The organism is Burkholderia sp. Ac-20392 (assembly GCF_017104585.1).
GTDB classification, from domain to species: domain Bacteria; phylum Pseudomonadota; class Gammaproteobacteria; order Burkholderiales; family Burkholderiaceae; genus Burkholderia; species Burkholderia lata.
Genome location: NZ_JAAGPB010000161.1, coordinates 1 through 16,794, shown reverse-complemented (window position 1 = coordinate 16,794; position 16,794 = coordinate 1). Strand labels below are relative to the sequence as shown.

Annotated in this window: 15 protein-coding genes; 9 read left to right on the top strand and 6 right to left on the bottom strand. The window is 68.7% G+C overall.

Annotated features, from left to right (window positions below; genetic code table 11):
* A partial coding sequence (locus tag G3N99_RS18900) for a LysR family transcriptional regulator (protein ID WP_206123171.1) occupies positions 1-517 on the bottom strand: 517 nt, incomplete at its 3' end.
* Here G3N99_RS18900 and G3N99_RS18895 point away from each other — a divergent pair.
* A complete protein-coding gene (locus tag G3N99_RS18895; protein WP_174940684.1) occupies positions 516-821 on the top strand; it encodes a hypothetical protein in 306 nt (101 codons plus the stop codon). The genes G3N99_RS18900 and G3N99_RS18895 overlap by 2 nt on opposite strands.
* A gap of 453 nt (positions 822-1,274) precedes the next feature.
* Complete coding sequence (locus G3N99_RS18890) at positions 1,275-2,486, top strand: alanine--glyoxylate aminotransferase family protein (RefSeq protein WP_174939390.1); 1,212 nt, start codon at positions 1,275-1,277, stop codon at positions 2,484-2,486.
* Between the two features lie 27 nt (positions 2,487-2,513).
* Here G3N99_RS18890 and G3N99_RS18885 read toward each other — a convergent pair whose 3' ends face one another.
* On the bottom strand, positions 2,514-3,449 hold the full coding sequence (locus G3N99_RS18885) for an AraC family transcriptional regulator (RefSeq protein WP_174940686.1): 936 nt from the start codon (positions 3,447-3,449) through the stop codon (positions 2,514-2,516).
* A 135-nt stretch (positions 3,450-3,584) separates the two neighbouring features.
* Between G3N99_RS18885 and G3N99_RS18880 the strand changes: the two genes are divergently transcribed.
* A complete protein-coding gene (locus G3N99_RS18880; protein WP_206123170.1) occupies positions 3,585-4,475 on the top strand; it encodes an EamA family transporter in 891 nt (296 codons plus the stop codon).
* Positions 4,476-4,596: 121 nt separating this feature from the next.
* Here the strand turns inward: G3N99_RS18880 and G3N99_RS18875 are convergent, their stop codons facing one another.
* On the bottom strand, positions 4,597-5,811 hold the full coding sequence (locus tag G3N99_RS18875) for an MFS transporter (protein WP_206123169.1): 1,215 nt from the start codon (positions 5,809-5,811) through the stop codon (positions 4,597-4,599).
* A 338-nt stretch (positions 5,812-6,149) separates the two neighbouring features.
* On the opposite strand from G3N99_RS18875, the gene xdhA reads away from it, so the two are divergent.
* From xdhA to G3N99_RS18855, 4 genes are all read left to right on the top strand, one after another.
* Entirely contained in the window at positions 6,150-7,700 is a 1,551-nt protein-coding gene (gene xdhA / locus G3N99_RS18870) for a xanthine dehydrogenase small subunit (RefSeq protein ID WP_206123168.1), read from the top strand.
* Between the two features lie 18 nt (positions 7,701-7,718).
* On the top strand, positions 7,719-10,082 hold the full coding sequence (gene xdhB / locus G3N99_RS18865; protein ID WP_206123167.1) for a xanthine dehydrogenase molybdopterin binding subunit: 2,364 nt from the start codon (positions 7,719-7,721) through the stop codon (positions 10,080-10,082).
* Between the two features lie 250 nt (positions 10,083-10,332).
* Positions 10,333-10,950 (top strand): xanthine dehydrogenase accessory protein XdhC, encoded by a 618-nt coding sequence (gene xdhC, locus G3N99_RS18860; protein WP_206123166.1) that lies wholly within the window; start codon positions 10,333-10,335, stop codon positions 10,948-10,950.
* 88 nt (positions 10,951-11,038) lie between these two features.
* Positions 11,039-11,440, top strand: a complete 402-nt coding sequence (locus G3N99_RS18855) for a nuclear transport factor 2 family protein (protein ID WP_174939405.1) — start codon at positions 11,039-11,041, stop codon at positions 11,438-11,440.
* A gap of 28 nt (positions 11,441-11,468) precedes the next feature.
* Here the strand turns inward: G3N99_RS18855 and G3N99_RS18850 are convergent, their stop codons facing one another.
* The 3 genes from G3N99_RS18850 to G3N99_RS18840 all read right to left on the bottom strand — a co-directional run bounded on the left by G3N99_RS18850 (position 11,469) and on the right by G3N99_RS18840 (position 14,663).
* Positions 11,469-12,416 carry a LysR family transcriptional regulator gene (locus tag G3N99_RS18850; protein WP_043189348.1) on the bottom strand — a complete coding sequence of 316 codons (948 nt, stop codon included), beginning with the start codon at positions 12,414-12,416 and terminating at the stop codon, positions 11,469-11,471.
* Positions 12,417-12,484: 68 nt separating this feature from the next.
* Positions 12,485-13,123, bottom strand: coding sequence for a 2-hydroxychromene-2-carboxylate isomerase (locus G3N99_RS18845; protein WP_174939406.1), 639 nt, complete (start codon positions 13,121-13,123; stop codon positions 12,485-12,487).
* A gap of 94 nt (positions 13,124-13,217) precedes the next feature.
* Entirely contained in the window at positions 13,218-14,663 is a 1,446-nt protein-coding gene (locus tag G3N99_RS18840) for a TAXI family TRAP transporter solute-binding subunit (RefSeq protein WP_206123165.1), read from the bottom strand.
* A 438-nt stretch (positions 14,664-15,101) separates the two neighbouring features.
* Here G3N99_RS18840 and G3N99_RS18835 point away from each other — a divergent pair, with 438 nt between their 5' ends.
* Together G3N99_RS18835 and G3N99_RS18830 are read left to right on the top strand one after the other, a co-directional pair.
* Positions 15,102-15,467, top strand: coding sequence for a BON domain-containing protein (locus G3N99_RS18835; protein WP_174931066.1), 366 nt, complete (start codon positions 15,102-15,104; stop codon positions 15,465-15,467).
* A 136-nt stretch (positions 15,468-15,603) separates the two neighbouring features.
* A partial coding sequence (locus tag G3N99_RS18830) for a D-(-)-3-hydroxybutyrate oligomer hydrolase (RefSeq protein WP_241011737.1) occupies positions 15,604-16,794 on the top strand: 1,191 nt, incomplete at its 3' end.

Genomic DNA, 16,794 nt, shown 5'->3' with positions numbered 1-16,794 from the left:
AGGCCGGCGCCGCGACCGCGACGAACGGGTTCGGTGCGAGCGCGTGACCGATCAGCGTCGGGTTGCCGTCGAGCCGGGTGCCCGTGACGATGCCGACGTCGTAACCCGAATCGAGCACGTCGAGCGGCCCCTCGGCGACGGTCAGCTGCACGCGCAACTCCGGGTAGCGGTGCCGGAAGCTGCTGACGAGCGGTGTCAGCGCCAGCGGCGACAGCAGGCCCGACGCGACGACGCGCAGCGTGCCGGCCGGTTCGCGCACGGCATGCGCGACGGACGATTCGAGGTGGTCGAATTCCTCGAGCAGCGCGCGGCACCCGTCGAGGTAGCGCACGCCGGCCTCGGTGAGCGACAGGTTCCGCGTGGTGCGGTGGATCAGCCGGGTGTTCAGGTGGCCCTCGAGCATCGCGATCGAACGCGTGACGAGTGCATTGGACACGCCGAGATGGTGCGCCGCGCGCCGGAAGCTCTGCTGCTCGGCGACGCAGACGAATACACGCATGGTCTGAATCTGGTTCATGGCTTGCGTATTTCTGGCCCGGTTGATTGATTATGGTTGTGGTTTTAAGCCGCGCGACCTCAAAAGCGCCTCGCGCGGCTCCCAGTTTTTCCATCGTATCGAAAAATCGTTTTTTTCGATTCCGCAGATGATTGTTCAATACAGAAGCGATATCCGTCAACCTGAGAAAAGGGGCGGGTTGCGGAAAATCGAAATAGGGGGTAACGCGTTAAACGTTGCGCTGTCTCGCATGCCTGCCGTTCAAAGGCGGCACGGTATTCGAGCGAGTATGGGGCGTGCGAATATTTCCTATGTTAATCAATAAGTTGTGAACTATTTGGGCAGGCTTGTTTCGGTATTTCAAGGAAGCGTGCCCCAATACATGCCGAAATAATGGATGTTTTTTGGGCCGTGCGAAGGTTTTGCGTATCGGATTCCGCGTGGCGATTTTTAGCACGGATCCAGCCTATTTCGTTCGATACAGAAGTCGCGCTGAAGCGGCGATGTCGGCGAATCGCGGTGTTATTGATGGAGTAAATCGTGCGCTTGACGCACGAGTGGAACCGTTTCACAACCTGGCCGGCAATCTTTTTCAAACCGGATGACTGGCGCGCAGCCCGCGCACGGCCGGCTGGCCCGGTCCGGCGACCGGGCCACCGTCGCGCTGTCCGGCCGCGCGTGCCTCTTGCGCGAGGCGGCGGAACGCGGAATGATCGATGAGTTCGCCATGCAGCGTGGCGGGCGTCCGTGCACTTCCTTCCCTCACCTTTTACCTGCCATGTCCATCGATTACTCGCCGATTCCCTGTCCCGTCGTCGTGCCGCTCGACGCGATCCTGCCCGAAGAACCGCTGCTGATGATGGGGGCCGGCCCGGTCCCGATTCCGGCCGCCGTCGCGAAGGCGAACACGGTCGTGATCAACCACCTCGGCGCGACGATGGCGAAGATCATCGAGCAGGTGAAGGAGATGGCGCGCTACGTGTTCCAGACCCGCACGAAGTGGGTGCTCGGCGTCGCGGGCCCCGGTTCGGCCGCGATGGAAATGGCGATCTCGAACCTCGCATGGCGCGGGACGCGCGTGCTGTCGATCCGCAACGGCTTCTTCAGCGCGCGGATGGCCGAGATGGCCACGCGTGTCGGCGCCGAAGTCGCGACGCTCGAAGTGGCCGACCGCGCGGTTGCCAGCCTCGACGAGATCGCGGATGCGATCGCGCGCGAGCGGCCCGAGATCGTCACGATCGTGCAGGGCGAGACGTCGAACACCGTGTGGAACCGCGACCTGCGCGACATCGCGGCGCTCGCGAAGGCGGCCGGCGCGCTGGTCGTGGTCGACGCGGTGTGCACGCTGTCGACGATGCCGCTCGAGATGGACGCGTGGGGCATCGACGCGGTGATCACCGGCGGCCAGAAGGGGCTGTCGTCGATCCCGGGCGTGTCGCTGATCGCGTTTTCCGACGCCGCCTGGAACCGCATGAAACAGCGCCCCGAACCGAACGCGCACTGGTGCCTCGACATGGCGCTCGCGGAGAACTTCTGGCACAACGCCGGCTATCACTACACGGCGCCCGTGTCGGGCGTGCTCGCGCTGCACGAGGCGCTGCGGCTCGTCTGCGCGGAGACGCTCGAAAGCCGCTTCGCGCGCCACCTGCGCTGTTCGCTCGCGCTGCAGGCCGGCGTCGAGTCGATGGGGCTCAAGCTCTATGCGCCGAAGGACTGCCGGCTCAATTCAGTGGTCGGGATCGAGACGCCGGAAGGGCTCACGCCGGGGATGGTCTGCGGCCATATCTCGAAGCAGTACCAGGTCGAGATTTCGGGCTCGTTCGGCTTGCCGATCGTGCGGATCGGGCAGATGGGCGAGCAGTGCCGGGAACACAACCTGTTCCGCACGCTGCATGCGTTCGGCCGCACGATGGTCGACCTGAAGGTGCCGGTCGACCTGCCGGCCGGCGTCGCGGCGCTCGAACAGGAACTGTCGCGGCGCGGCGCGTAAGCAGGAAAACGAGGTAAGGGGCCGCGCTCAGCGGCCCAGCATCGCGCGCCGGTACGTATTCGGCGTCGTGCCGTGCGCGTCGCGGAAGCGATGGCTGAAATGGCCGGCGTTCGCGTAGCCGCAGTCGGCCGCGATCTGCGCGAGCGGCAGCGCCGTCGTGCGCAGCAGCTCGCGCGCCCGCGCCAGCCGCTGCTCGGCCACCCATGCGTGCGGTGCGCGGCCGAACGACAGCCGGAACATCCGCGAGAAGTGGTACTCGGACAGCGCGGCGACGTCGGCGAGTTCGCCGAGCGTCAGCGGTTGCGTCAGGTACGTGTCGATGTAGTCGCGCACGCGGCGGCGCACGGCCGGTGCGAGCCCACCGCGGAACGACGTGTCGGTGCGGGTCGTGCTCTGCCCGCGCAGCAGCAGGCTCAGCACCTCGTGCGCGGTTTCGTTCACGCGCAGCCGTTCGTCGGCATCGTCCCAGCCGTCCAGTGCGAGCGAGCGCAGCAGCGCGGCGACGCGCGCATCCTCGAAATAGGTGCGGTCGGCGAGTTTCAGCTCGCGCGGCTCGCGGTCGAGTTCGCGGATCGCACGCTGCGTGAAGTGCTCGGGCAGGAAATACAGGTGGATGAAGTGCATCTCGCCGCGTACCCACCAGCGCGATTCATGGTCGCCCGGCAGCGCGCACAGCAGGCTCGGCGCGCCGTAGCGCGGCACGCGCTGGCGTTCGGTCCGGTAGCCGCCGTCGAGGTAGCACGACAGCGTGTGGTGGCCCGGCTGCTCGTAGACCGTCTCGCTTTCGTCGGTGATCCGCGTCCATTCGGCGATCGCCAGATGGTCGCCGAGCCACGCGAAGCGCTCGAGCGTCGCGTTCGCGTCCGCGAGCGTGCGGCAGACCGACTGCAGGCCGAACGGCAGATCGCCGCTGGCCAGGGCGGCGGGGTGGTCGACGGGGGGCGCGGAAAGGGAGAGGCTCATGATGGGCCGAGTATAAGCGGGCGCGCGGCGCCGCGTGCGGCGGCCCGAAAAAGACCGCAATTCCGGACAATCGGCGCGCGCCGGCCGGCGGCATAGTCGGGATCCGTTTCACCTGCTTTTAGGATCGTTGTCGCCATGAACCTGTCGCTTTATTTCGTCACCGTGCTGATCTGGGGCACCACCTGGATCGCGATCAAGTGGCAGCTCGGCTCCGTGCCGCCGCCCGTGTCGATCGCATGGCGCTTCTGGCTCGCGGCCGCCGTGCTGTTCGCGCTGCTGCGCGTGATGCGCCGGCCGGTGCGCCCGCCGCGCGAAGCGTGGCGCTTTCTCCTGGCGCAGGGTTTCGCGTTGTTCTGCCTGAACTTCCTGTGCTTCTACTATTCGGAACAGGTCGTGCCGAGCGGCCTCGTCGCGGTGATCTTCTCGACCGCGCCGTTGCTGAACTCGATCAACGGCCGACTGTTCATGGGCCGTCCGCTGTGGCCGTCGGCGATCGCCGGTGCGCTGCTCGGGCTGGTCGGCATCGCGTGCCTGTTCTGGCAGCAGATGGCCGGCCATCTCGACGACCACGCGACCTGGATGGGGCTCGCGATCGCGTTTGCGGGCACGATGTGCTTCTCGGCCGGCAACCTGCTGTCGAGCCGGATGCAGTCGATGGGGCTGCACCCGCTCGTGACCAACGGCTGGGCGATGCTGATCGGCGCGACGATCCTGACCGTCGGCAGCGCGGTGGCCGGATTGCCGTTCACGCTCGACACGAGCCCGCGCTATCTCGGTGCGCTCGTGTACCTGGCCGTGCCCGGTTCGGTGATCGGCTTTACCGCCTATCTGACCCTCGTCGGCCGGATCGGGCCGGAGCGTGCCGCGTACTGCACGGTGCTGTTCCCGATCGTCGCGCTGGCCGTGTCGACGGTGTTCGAGGGCTACCAGTGGTCGCCGCTCGCGGTGGTCGGGCTGCTGCTGGTGGTGGCCGGCAACCTGGTCGCGTTCGACCTGACGCGGCGGTTGTTTCTCCGGGCCGCCTGATCGGCTCGCCTGCCGCCCGGCCCCGTCCGGATACAAAAACGCCCGCGCGATGCGGGCGTTTTCTATTTGGCGGCCGGCGGCGTGATTTTTGCGACCGACCTCCTTGTAACGAACAGCGCGATCAAGCCGCCGCGCCGCTTCCCGCCACCCGCGCCTGTCGCTGGTACAGCATCATCGACAGCGCGACACCCGCGGCAGCCGCCACCGCCGCGAACAGGAATACCTGCGGATAGCCGAACGCGCCTGCGACATAGCCGGCGAGCGGGCCCGTGATGCCGAGCGACAGGTCGAGGAACACCGAGTACGCGGACAGCGCCGCGCCACGGCTCGCGGGCGGCACGAGCGCGACGGCCTCGACGCCGAGCGCCGGGAAGATCAGCGCGAAGCCGAAGCCGGTCAGTGCGGCGCCAATCAGCGCGACGTGCGGCACGGGCGCGAGCCACAGCAGCACGAGGCCCGAGCATTCGAACGCGAACGACACGATCGCAACGCGGAAGCCGCCGTAGGTCTTGATCGTGTTCGCGAACAGCAGGCGCGCACCGATGAACAGCGTGCCGAACACGGTCAGCGACAGCGCGGCGTTCGGCCAGTGGCGCGCCGCGTAGTACAGCGTGACGAAGGTCGCGATCGAGCCGAAGCCGGCCGAGCCGAGCGCGAGGCCGAGGCCGTGCGGCAGCACGCGCGTGAACACGCTCGCGTACGACATCCGCTCGCCGTGCACGAGCGGCACGGAAGCGATCAGGCGCGCGAGGTAGAAGCCGGTCGCGGCGAGCGCGATCACGATCACGCCGATCAGCGCCGGATTCAGCGTATGCGCGATCGCGACGCCGACCGGTGCGCCCAACGCGAGCGCGCCGTAGGTCGCGATGCCGTTCCACGAGATCACCTTCGCGTTGTGCGTGACGCCGACCCGGCCGATGCCCCACAGGATCGCACCGGTGCCGCACAGGCTTTCGCCGACGCCGAGCACGAGCCGGCTCGCGACCAGCAGCACGAGGCTCGCGACCGGCCAGTGCGCGAGCAGCAGCGCGACGAGCAGCAGCACGCCTGACACGCCGCAACCGACCAGCCCGCGCAGCACCGTCTGCTTCGGCCCGAGCGTATCGGCCAGGCGCCCGGCGAGCGGCCGCGACGCGAGCGTCGCGAAATACTGGACGCTGATCGCGCCGCCCGCGACGATCGCGGAAAAGCCGAGGTCGTCATGGACGAAGCCCGGCAGCACCGCGAGCGGCAGGCCGATGGTCAGGTAGCAGATGAACGTGAAGCAGACGACGGACACGATTTGCAGCGTGACCGCGAACCCGCTGCGCGGCGGTGTGGCGGAATCGGTTGACATGGGGTCGGAACGAATGAACGAAACGGACGGAGGACGGCGAAAAAGGGAATCGGGATTTTCCCATGGAACCGGTTTTCACGCAGGTACCATTTAGTTAATCGCGACCTGTTTTTGAGGATGACGGACGGTTGCGGGGGCGCAGGGAAGGGGCCGGGAGCGCCGTGTGGAAAGGCCGCCGGGCGGCCCCGGCGCTCATATCGCGGCAGTTATATGGGCCCCATGCGTGATGGGCTATGGGTTGCGGAATTTGATGGTGATAGCGTGCAAACTGTCAGAAAAACGTCGGTCGAGCGCACTGCGCGGGCCGCCTTGCCCCCCATTTGAAGAATCATCGAGACATGAGTGAGCCGATCCGCTTCTACCATCGTCACGCGATCCGCGAAGTCAGCGGCGCGGACGTTACCCGCACCGTGCTGCAATACCTGCGCGAGGACGCGCATTGCACCGGCACCAAGGAAGGCTGCGCGGAAGGCGACTGCGGCGCGTGCACGGTCGTCGTCGGCGAGCTGACCGACGCCGGCGCGGTCGAGTTCAAGGCCGTCAACGCATGCATCCAGTTCCTGCCGACGCTGGACGGCAAGGCGCTGCTCACGGTCGAGGACTTGCGTCAGCCGGACGGCGCGCTGCATCCGGTGCAGCAGGCGATGGTCGACTGCCACGGTTCGCAATGCGGGTTCTGCACACCCGGCTTCGTGATGTCGATGTGGGCGCTGTACGAGAAGCACGGCCACGAAGGCTGCGGCAGCGCCGGCACGTGCGCGAAGGCGAAGGACGTGCCGACGCGTACCGAGATCGCCGATGCGCTGACCGGCAACCTGTGTCGTTGCACCGGCTATCGCCCGATCGTCGATGCGGCCGTGCAGATGTTCGATGCGCCGGCGCCGTCGGCCCCGGTCGACACGGCCGCGCTGGCCCGCACGCTCGCGTCGCTCAAGCGCGACGATACGTTCGACTACACGACGATCAACGGCGCGCGCTTCGCGGCGCCGCGCACGCTCGACGCGCTGGCCGCGCTGAAGGTCGAGCGGCCCGACGCGCGCATTCTCGCGGGCAGCACCGACATCGGCCTGTGGGTCACCAAGCAGATGCGCCGGCTCGACGACCTGATCTACGTCGGCCAGATCGCCGAACTGCAGCGCCTCGCGGAGCGCGGCGACTGGATCGAGATCGGCGCGGGCGTGACGGTCGAGAAGGCGTATGCGGCGCTGGCCGGCCAGTATCCGGAACTGACCGAGATGTGGAAGCGCTTCGCGTCGCTGCCGATCCGCAACGCGGGCACGATCGGCGGCAACGTCGCGAACGGCTCGCCGATCGGCGATTCGATGCCGGGCCTGATCGCGCTCGGCGCGCGCGTGGTGCTGCGCGGCGGCGACACGGTGCGCGAGCTGCCGCTCGAGGCGCTGTACACGGGCTACCAGCAGAAGGACATGGCGCCGCACGAATTCGTCATCGGCCTGAAGGTGCCGACCCGCACCGGCGCGCGCGAGCAGTTGCAATTCCGCACGTACAAGCTGTCGAAGCGGTTCGACTCGGACATCTCGGCCGTCTGCGCGGCGTTCGCGTTCATCGCCGACGGCGACACGATCCGCGAGCCGCGCATCGCGTTCGGCGGGATGGCCGCGACGCCGAAGCGCGCAACGCACACGGAAGCCGTGCTCGACGGCGCGCTGTGGCATGAAGCCACCGCGCAGGCCGCGATGCAGGCGCTCGAGCGCGACTACCAGCCGCTGTCCGACATGCGCGCGACGAGCACGTACCGCCTCGATACCGCGAAGAACCTGATGTACCGATTCTGGCTGGAGACGCGCCCGCACGACCCGCTGCCGCCGCAAGCCCTGAATGTGCGTGAAGTGGCCGCCGAACTCGGCACCGACGCGGCGCGCGTCTGAAGACGGAGAACACCGAACATGAACCAGCAAGCAGAACCGTTCCTGAGCACCCTCGACCCGCAAGCCGACGCGGCGCAGGTCCACGTATCGCGCGCGCACGAATCCGCGCACCTGCACGTCAGCGGCCGTGCCACTTACACCGACGACATCCCGGTCGTCGCGGGCACGCTGCACGCGGCGCTCGGCCTGTCGGCGAAACCGCACGCGAAGATCGTGTCGATGAACTTCGACGCGGTGCGCGCGACGCCGGGCGTGGTCGCCGTGTTCACGGCCGACGACATCCCGGGCGTCAACGACTGCGGCCCGATCATCCACGACGACCCGGTGCTCGCGAAGGGCATCGTGCAGTTCGTCGGCCAGCCGATGTTCATCGTCGTCGCGACGTCGCATGAAACCGCGCGGCTCGCCGCGCGCCGCGCGCAGGTCGACTACGAGGAACTGCCGGCGATCCTCACCGCGCAGGAAGCGCGCGCGGCCGAAACCTACGTGATCCCGCCGCTGAAGCTTGCGCGCGGCGACGCGGCCGCGCGGCTCGCCGTCGCGCCGCACCGCGAGTCGGGCGAAATGCTGCTCGGCGGCCAGGAGCAGTTCTACCTCGAAGGGCAGATCGCGTACGCCGTGCCGAAGGACGACGACGGGATGCACGTGTACTGCTCGACGCAGCACCCGAGCGAGATGCAGCACCTCGTCGCGCATGTGCTCGGCGTCGCGTCGCACAACGTGCTCGTCGAATGTCGCCGGATGGGCGGCGGGTTCGGCGGCAAGGAATCGCAGTCGGGCCTGTTCGCGTGCTGCGCGGCGCTCGCCGCGTGGAAGCTGCTGTGCCCGGTGAAGCTGCGTCCGGACCGTGACGACGACATGATGATCACCGGCAAGCGGCACGACTTCCATTACCGCTTCGACGTCGGCTACGACGACGACGGCCGTATCGACGGCGTGGCGCTCGACATGACGTCGCGCTGCGGCTTCTCGGCCGACCTGTCGGGCCCGGTGATGACGCGTGCGGTGTGCCACTTCGACAACGCGTACTGGCTCGGCGACGTCGATATCGCCGGCTACTGCGGCAAGACCAACACGCAGTCGAACACCGCGTTCCGCGGCTTCGGCGGCCCGCAGGGCGCGTTCGCGATCGAGTACATCCTCGACGACGTCGCGCGCTCGCTCGATCGCGATCCGCTCGACGTCCGCTACGCGAACCTGTATGGCAAGACCGAGCGCAACGTCACGCCGTACGGGCAGACGGTCGAGGACAACGTGCTGCAGGAGCTGCTCGGCGAACTCGAAACGACGAGCGACTACCGCGCGCGGCGTGCGGGCGTGCGCGAATTCAACGCACGCAACACGGTGCTGAAGAAGGGCATCGCGATCACGCCGGTGAAGTTCGGCATTGCGTTCAACGTCACGCACTTCAACCAGGCCGGCGCACTGGTGCACATCTACACCGACGGCTCGGTGCTCGTGAACCACGGCGGCACGGAGATGGGGCAGGGGCTCAATACGAAGGTCGCGCAGGTCGTCGCGCACGAGCTCGGCATCCGCTTCGGCCGGATCCGCGTGACGGCGACCGACACCAGCAAGGTGGCGAACACGTCCGCGACCGCCGCGTCGACGGGCTCGGACCTGAACGGCAAGGCCGCGCAGGATGCGGCGCGCCAGCTGCGCGAACGGCTTGCGGTGTTCGCGGCGAAGCAGTTCGGCGACGGCAAGGTCGATGCGGCCGATGTGAGGTTCGGCAACGACTTCGTGTCGGTCGGCGGCCACAACGTGCCGTTCGGCGAAGTGATCGCGAAGGCGTACCTCGCGCGCGTGCAGCTGTGGTCCGACGGTTTCTACGCGACGCCGAAGCTGTACTGGGACCAGTCGAAGCTGCAGGGCCGGCCGTTCTACTACTACTCGTACGGCGCGGCCGTGTCGGAAGTCGTGATCGACACGCTGACGGGCGAGATGCGCACGCTGCGCGTCGATGCGCTGCACGACGTGGGCGCGTCGCTGAACCCGGCGCTCGACATCGGCCAGGTCGAAGGCGCGTTCATCCAGGGGATGGGCTGGCTCACGACCGAGGAGCTGTGGTGGAACAAGGGCGGCAAGCTGATGACGCATGCGCCGTCCACGTACAAGATCCCGACGGTGAACGACACGCCGCCGGAATTCAACGTGCTGCTGTTCAAGAACCGCAACGTCGAGGACAGCATCCACCGTTCGAAGGCCGTCGGCGAGCCGCCGCTGCTGCTGCCGTTCTCGGTGTTCTTCGCGGTGCGCGATGCGGTCGCTGCGGTCGGCGACTACAAGGTGAACCCGCCGCTCGACGCGCCGGCTACCGGCGAGTCGATCCTGCGTGCGGTCAGCGCGGTGCGTGCGGCACGCGCCGGTCGGGCAGGCTGACATGAAACGGCCCCCGCGCTCACTTCGTTCACGGCCCCCCGAGGGGGTGGTCAGCCTCCTTGGGGCGGCCCGGCGGAGGCTGAGATGAAACAGCCCCCACGCTCACTTCGTTCACGCCCCCCCGAGGGGGTGGTCAGCCTCCTTGGGGCGGCCCGGCGGAGGCTGAGATGAAACAGCCCCCACGCTCACTTCGTTCACTGCCCCCCGAGGGGGCGGTCAGCCTCCTTGGGGCGGCCCGGCGGAGGCTGACATGAACGGCCCCGCACGCTCGCTCCGCACCGCGTCGACCCCGGCGTTCGAGCCGGGCACCGGCCAGCGCAACCGCGCGACCGGCACGCCCACGCCGATGCACATCGTGCTGTTCGGCGCCGGGCACGTCGGTCACGCGCTGGTTACGCTGCTCGGCGCGCTGCCGTGCGTCGTGCAGTGGGTCGACACGCGCGACGAGCTGTTCCCGGACGAATGTCCGCCGAACGTGCAGCCGGAGCCGACCGACACGCCGGAGGCCGTCGTCGACGCCGCGCCGCCCGGCGCGTACTTCCTCGTGATGACGCACAACCACGCGCTCGACTTCTCGCTCGCCGCGCAGATCATGCGGCGGCGCGACTACGCGTACTTCGGGATGATCGGCTCGCGCACCAAGCGCGTGAAGTTCGAGCGCCGGCTCGCGGCGCGCGGCGTCGATCCGGCGCGGCTCGTGGAGATGGTGTGCCCGATCGGCGTCGCGGGCATCGTCGACAAGGCCCCGGGCGCGATCGCGGTGGCCGTGTGCGCGGAGCTGCTGCAGGCGCGCTCGGGCATGCCGGTGGCCGACGCGAAGGCCGCCGCAGCGGGGCGTGCGCGCGACGACGTGTCCTGCGCGCGGTAGCACCGCGCGGCCAGCGCAAGGCCGCGCGATTTTGCATACACTGCACGACGACGCGCGGCACCGGGCCGCGCCTTACCGTGCACCTACCATGTCCGATCATCAGGTTTATCTCGACACGCTCGATGCGAGCCTTGGCGCCATCGAGCGCTGGCTGTCCGGCGTCGATACCGCGCCCGAGGCGCTCGATGCGCTGCTCGCCGCGTTTTCCGCCGAATTCACGATGATCCTGACCGACGGCCGCGAGGTCGATCATGACGGTACGCGCGCGCTGTTCGCGAAGCTCGCCGGCGCGAAGCCGGGGCTGCGCATCACGCTGTCGGACACTCGCGTGCTCGCGGCCGACGCGTCGCATGCGACCGTCACCTATCTCGAGGCGCAGCACGCGGCCTCGGGCGAACTGCCCGCGCGCCGTGCAACCGCCGTGTTCGAGCGCGACGCGGCGGGCGTCGTGCGCTGGACCCATCTGCAGGAAACCTTCTGCACGGCCTGAGCGGCCGCGCCCCGTTCTGTGCCGCGGCTCAGCGCTTGCGGCTGCGGGGCACCGTCAACTCGTCGGACACGCTCTGCATCAGCGCGCACAGCCACGCGATGTCGGTCGGGCGGTCGGGCTGCGGATGCGTGAGCAGGTAGCTCTTGATGCGCGGGAACGGCACGGGCGGCGTGACGACCACGAGCGGCAGCAACTGCGCGTAGTGCGTCGCGAAGCGGCGCGTCGTCGTGAAGATCAGGTCCGACTGCAGCAGCACCTGCGGCACGATCCCGAAGTACGGCAGCGTCGTCACGATGCGCCGCGTGAGGCGCGCGCGCGCGAGGCCGATCTCGATCGCATTGCGCTTGTCGCCGGTGTATGGCGTCGGCGCGACGTGCGCGGCCGACGCGTACGCTTCACGCGTGAGCGGCACGCGCGCGAGCGGGTGCGCATCGCGCATCAGGCACACGATCGTGTCGGAGAACAGGTCCTGACGCGCGAACTGCGGGTCGGGCTTCGGCCAGTTGCCGATCACGAGATCGAGCGCGCCCGATTCGAGCGCGCCCGCGTGATCGAGTGCGGGATTCAGCGAATCGATTTCCAGATGGGCATGCGGCGCCGCGTCGCGAAAGCGCTCGATCAGCGTCGGCATGAAGAAATCGTTCAGGTAATCGGGCGCGGCGACGCGGAACGTGCGCCGTGCGGACGACGGATCGAAGTCGCCATGCGGCGTCGCGATGAAGTCGACCTCGCGCAGCGCGCGCTGCGCGGCCTCGAGCAGCGACGCGCCGTATTCGGTCGGCACCATCCCGGATTTGCCGCGCACGAGGATCGGGTCGTTCAGCGTCTCGCGCAGCTTGCGCAGCGCGGTGCTGATCGCGGGCTGGGTCTGGTTCAGCCGCAGCGCGGCCTGCGTGACGCTGCGCTCGAGCAGCAGCGTGCGCAACACGCGCACGAGCCAGATATCGAGCGAGGCGGTACGGTCGTCGTCTTCCATCGTAGGGGGTGATTCGGGTGAAGCGTAACCTTACCGCAGCCGCGCGTTGGCGTGCGTGATACCGGCCATCACACCCGGCCCTTCGGCAGCGTGCTGATCCGCTTGACCTCGCGCGATTCGAGCCAGTTCGGCGTGCGTGCGCAGTACAGCACCATCGGCAGCGCGTCCTCGCCCCAGAACAGTTGCTGGTTCATCCAGAACGTCGGCACGCCGAACACGCCGAGCGCGATCGCATCGGCATTGTTGCGGGCCAGTTGCGCGGTGGTCTCCTCGAATTCGATCAGCTCGTCGCCATGACCGACGCCGACGCGCTCGCACAGTGCCGCGAACCCTTCCGGCGTCGACGGATCGTTGCCGTCGCGCCAGATGAAGCGGAATATCTCCCGCACGGTCGCGATATCGGCGCGCAGCGCGATCGCGAGGCGCAGCAGCTTGTCCGATTCGAACGGGTGCGCGGGCGGCATCTTGAAGCGGATGCCGAGCTGCTCCGCGCGGAACAGCGCGTGACGGTACGTGAACACGCGCTTGGCCGGCACGTCGGCGCCGGAGCGCTGCCCCCAGTGACGCTGCAGGTCGGGCAGCGACACGGCGACGGGTTCGAACGGCACATCGGGCCACTTGTCATGCTGTTCGAGGAGCAGGTAGGAGAACGGCGACACGAAGTCGAAGAACCAGGCAGGCTGGGCGGTATCGAGGCCGGTTGTCATGTCGATCTCCAGTGGGTGGGGCGTGCGGCGCCTGGCGGCGGCCTCCATGTTACGCGGCGGCACGCGCATGCGGCAATGATCGCGGATCGTCCGCTCACGCGGAACCGGGAGTCGCCCGAGGGGGATCGCCGGCCGGCGGCGGCGCGGCCCCGGCACGCTCAGGCGGTGCTTCGCCCGCGCCGGGCGGGCCTGCCGGCGCATCGTGGTCGTGCGCGGTGAGCCGTTCGCGCACGAAGCCGATGTGCTCGCGCAGCACGTAGAACTGCCCGGCATACGCCAGCGGCATCTTCATCCGGTTCACGGCTTCCTCGATGTCGTCGAGCTCGTCGAGCAACTGCACGCGCTCCTCGGCCGTGTGCTCGCCGAGCGCGCTGCGCTCGAGCGCGATCAGCGCGCCGTACCAGCGATAGATGCGCGAGCGCACGCGCCAGCCGTACAGCGACGGCACGAGGCGCAGCCCCGGGATCAGCACGACGATCAGCGGCACGACCACGACGAGCAGCCGGTCGACGAGGCTCGCGACCCAGAACGGCAGCCGCCGGTACAGGAAGGTCTTCCCTGATTTGTAGTAGCGCGCGGCGTCGTCGGAGAGCTGGAAGCCGCGCGTGACGGGCGACGGGAATTCGCCCGCGTGCTGCAGGATCGTCGCGTGGCCGTGCACCTCGCGTGCGGCCTCGATCAGCAGGTCGGACAGCGCGGGGTGCAGCGAGTCGCGCGCGACGAGCTCAATGGTCGGCGCGACCGTGTGGATGTCGGCAGGCGGGAGATTCTGACCGAGATCGTAGACGCCCATCGGCAGCGTGATCGCGGTCAGGTACGGAAAGCGCCGCGCGTACGCCTCGGCCTGCGTGAACGAATACACGTGCACGCCCGGCGCACGGAACAGCTTCGCCATCACCGGGATCTGCGTCGAGTCGCCGGACAGGAAGGCCGCGTCGATCTTGCCGTCGAGCAGCGCGGTGGCCGCGTCCTCGCCGGCGGTCGGCAGCAGTTCGGTCGTGCCGCCCGGCACGATGCCGTTCATCTTCAGCAGCGCGAGGCTCAGCTCGCGCGCGCCGCTGCCTTCCGCGCCGAGCGCGAGCCGCTTGCCCTTGAAGTCGGACAGGCGCGCGACGACCGGGCCGCGATACATGATCGCGAGCGGCACGTAGCCGATGCTGCCGAGCGACACGAGGTGTTCGTCGCGCTCCTTCGGGCCGATGCCGCTCTGCACGAAGCCAACGTCGACCGGCGCGTTCGGGTTCGACAGCCGCGCGAGGTTCTGGGCGGACCCTTCGGACGACTGGACGTCGAGCGTGACGCCATTCTTCGCGAGGATCGTCTTGTATTTCTGCGCGGCGTTCCAGTAGGTGCTGCCGGGCGGCCCGGACGAGATCACCAGCGTGGACGGCGGTGCCGGCTGGATCAGCTTGACCGCGAGCCAGACGGCTGCGACGGCGAGCAGCACGGTGGGGCCGATCGACAGCGCGAGGTCGCGCCACGACACCGCGACGAAGCGGGCGAGGATGCGGCGAGGCGGGCGAGGGCGGGCTGGCTTCATGGGGGCGGCGGATGACGCTGGCGTGACGTATCGGTGACGATCGGACGGTTGTCATGGACGATGCCGATGCTCGCGGCGATGGTACCCGGTTTCGCCGTGCGTGCGCGAGTGGGGCGGCCCGGCGCGGCCCCGCGGCGACAGTGGCGGGCGGCCCCGCGTCAAAAGCTTTGCGCTTCCGCGGGCGCTGGATTACATTGTGCGACGCAGCCGCGCCCGATTTGCGCGCGACCCGGCACGCAATCAGACCGGGCGCGTCCGGCCGGCGGCTGTCCGGCCCGGCCGGCCCGCTTTCGCGTGCGCCGACCGCCAGCCCGCCTTGCCTCTCTCGTATCGCCGTGGAAAACACCGGCTGTCCCGCCCGTTCGCGCGCGGGCCGGCTGTTTTTGGGGGTAATCGGCCGTACTGTGCACGGCCGTTCCGGAGTGATAAGGAGATAGCATGAAGTCGATCGTGTTGAGAGCGTTGGGCGTCGCCGCCGTGGCGGCCTGTCTGTCGGGCAGCGTGTATGCGCAGTCGAGCGATGCCGCGGCAACGGAAGCGCCCGCGGCCGCGACCAGCGCGCCGAAGGCCGCCGCGAAGACCGCGAAGAAGGCGAACCGCAAGCTCGGCTACGCGGTGCGCAAGGCGATTTCGAAGGAAGCCGGCGTGAACGTGTCGAACCTCGTCGTGCGCTCGAAGGGTGGCGCGATTACGCTGGAAGGCACGATGCCGGCCCAGGATCAGATCGACAAGGCCGAAGCCGCAGCCAAGGGTGTGAAGGGCGTGACGTCGGTCACGAACAAGCTGACGGTTCAGCAGCAGTAATGCCGGGCAGCGGCGCGCGAGCGCCGCATGTGCCCGTTTTCAGGCGGGCCCCGGCGTGCCGGGGCCCGTTTGCGCTTGAGAGGCCGCAAGCCGCTTGAAGTGGCGGCGGACCGATAACGATATCGAGAGGGCGGCGATGACGAGGCTCGGGTGGGGCAGGCGGATGGTTTTCGGCGCGGCGCTGGCCGCGGTCGCGATACTCGGCGCCTGCAACGGCGACGAGTCGGCCGAGCGCAACCGGTTGCCCGGTTTCGTGTCCGGCAGCGTGCGCACGACGGCCTATGACGGCGCGAGCGACGACCTGCTGACGGCCGGCCTCGGCAAGACGGGCCTCGGCTCCGCGACGGCCCCCGGTTTTGCGAATGCCGCCCGGCCGACGAGCGCCGAGTTGCGCCGTCTCGCGATCTGGTCGAACTACCGCGCGCTCGTCGACATGAGCGCAAACGGCGGCTACGGCCGCTTCTGGGGGCCGAACGTCGACCTCGACGGCAACGACACGCTCGGCGAAGGCAAGATCCCCGGCACCGAATATCTCGCGTACTCCGACGATGGCAGCGGCAGCAAGAACGTCACGCTGCTCGTGCAGGTGCCCGCCAGCTTCAATCCCGCGCAGCCGTGCATCGTCACCGCGACGTCGTCGGGCTCGCGCGGCGTATACGGCGCGATTTCCGCGGCCGGCGAATGGGCGCTCAAGCGCGGCTGCGCGGTCGCCTACAACGACAAGGGCGGTGGCAACGGCGCGCACGAACTCATGTCGGACACCGTCACGCTGATCGACGGCACGCTCGCCAACGCGGTGCTGGCCGGCACCTCGAGCCTGTTCACCGCGAACGTCACCAGCGGCGATCTCGCCACGTTCAATTCCCGCTTCCCGAACCGCTATGCGTTCAAGCACGCGCATTCGCAGCAGAATCCCGAGCAGGACTGGGGGCGCGTGACGCTGCAGTCGGTCGAGTTCGCGTACTGGGCGCTCAACGAGCAGTTCGGACCGCTGGTCGACGGTTCGCATCACGGCGTGCGCTATCGCGCGGGCGACATCACGACGATCGCCGCGTCGGTCAGCAACGGCGGCGGCGCGTCGCTCGCGGCGGCCGAGCAGGACACCCGCGGCTGGATCACCGCGGTCGTGGTCGGCGAGCCGCAGATCAACGTGCGGATGGCGCCGAACGCGGTCGTGCGCTCGGGCGGCCAGCCCGTGCCGTCGTTCGGCCGGCCGCTGGCCGACTACGCGACGCTCGCGAACCTGCTGGAGCCGTGCGCGGCCGCATCGGCGTCGCTCGCCGGCGCGCCGTACCTGAGCGCGCTGCCGGTGGCGACCACGCAGTCA

Bases quoted from the DNA above. Each gene is read 5' to 3' on its own strand.
- G3N99_RS18895 (WP_174940684.1), top strand. From the start codon at position 516: ATGGCTTGCGTATTTCTGGCCCGGTTGATTGATTATGGTTGTGGTTTT.
- G3N99_RS18890 (WP_174939390.1), top strand. From the start codon at position 1,275: ATGTCCATCGATTACTCGCCGATTCCCTGTCCCGTCGTCGTGCCGCTC.
- G3N99_RS18885 (WP_174940686.1), bottom strand. From the start codon at position 3,449: ATGAGCCTCTCCCTTTCCGCGCCCCCCGTCGACCACCCCGCCGCCCTG.
- G3N99_RS18880 (WP_206123170.1), top strand. From the start codon at position 3,585: ATGAACCTGTCGCTTTATTTCGTCACCGTGCTGATCTGGGGCACCACC.
- G3N99_RS18875 (WP_206123169.1), bottom strand. From the start codon at position 5,811: ATGTCAACCGATTCCGCCACACCGCCGCGCAGCGGGTTCGCGGTCACG.
- xdhA (WP_206123168.1), top strand. From the start codon at position 6,150: ATGAGTGAGCCGATCCGCTTCTACCATCGTCACGCGATCCGCGAAGTC.
- xdhB (WP_206123167.1), top strand. From the start codon at position 7,719: ATGAACCAGCAAGCAGAACCGTTCCTGAGCACCCTCGACCCGCAAGCC.
- xdhC (WP_206123166.1), top strand. From the start codon at position 10,333: ATGAACGGCCCCGCACGCTCGCTCCGCACCGCGTCGACCCCGGCGTTC.
- G3N99_RS18855 (WP_174939405.1), top strand. From the start codon at position 11,039: ATGTCCGATCATCAGGTTTATCTCGACACGCTCGATGCGAGCCTTGGC.
- G3N99_RS18850 (WP_043189348.1), bottom strand. From the start codon at position 12,416: ATGGAAGACGACGACCGTACCGCCTCGCTCGATATCTGGCTCGTGCGC.
- G3N99_RS18845 (WP_174939406.1), bottom strand. From the start codon at position 13,123: ATGACAACCGGCCTCGATACCGCCCAGCCTGCCTGGTTCTTCGACTTC.
- G3N99_RS18840 (WP_206123165.1), bottom strand. From the start codon at position 14,663: ATGAAGCCAGCCCGCCCTCGCCCGCCTCGCCGCATCCTCGCCCGCTTC.
- G3N99_RS18835 (WP_174931066.1), top strand. From the start codon at position 15,102: ATGAAGTCGATCGTGTTGAGAGCGTTGGGCGTCGCCGCCGTGGCGGCC.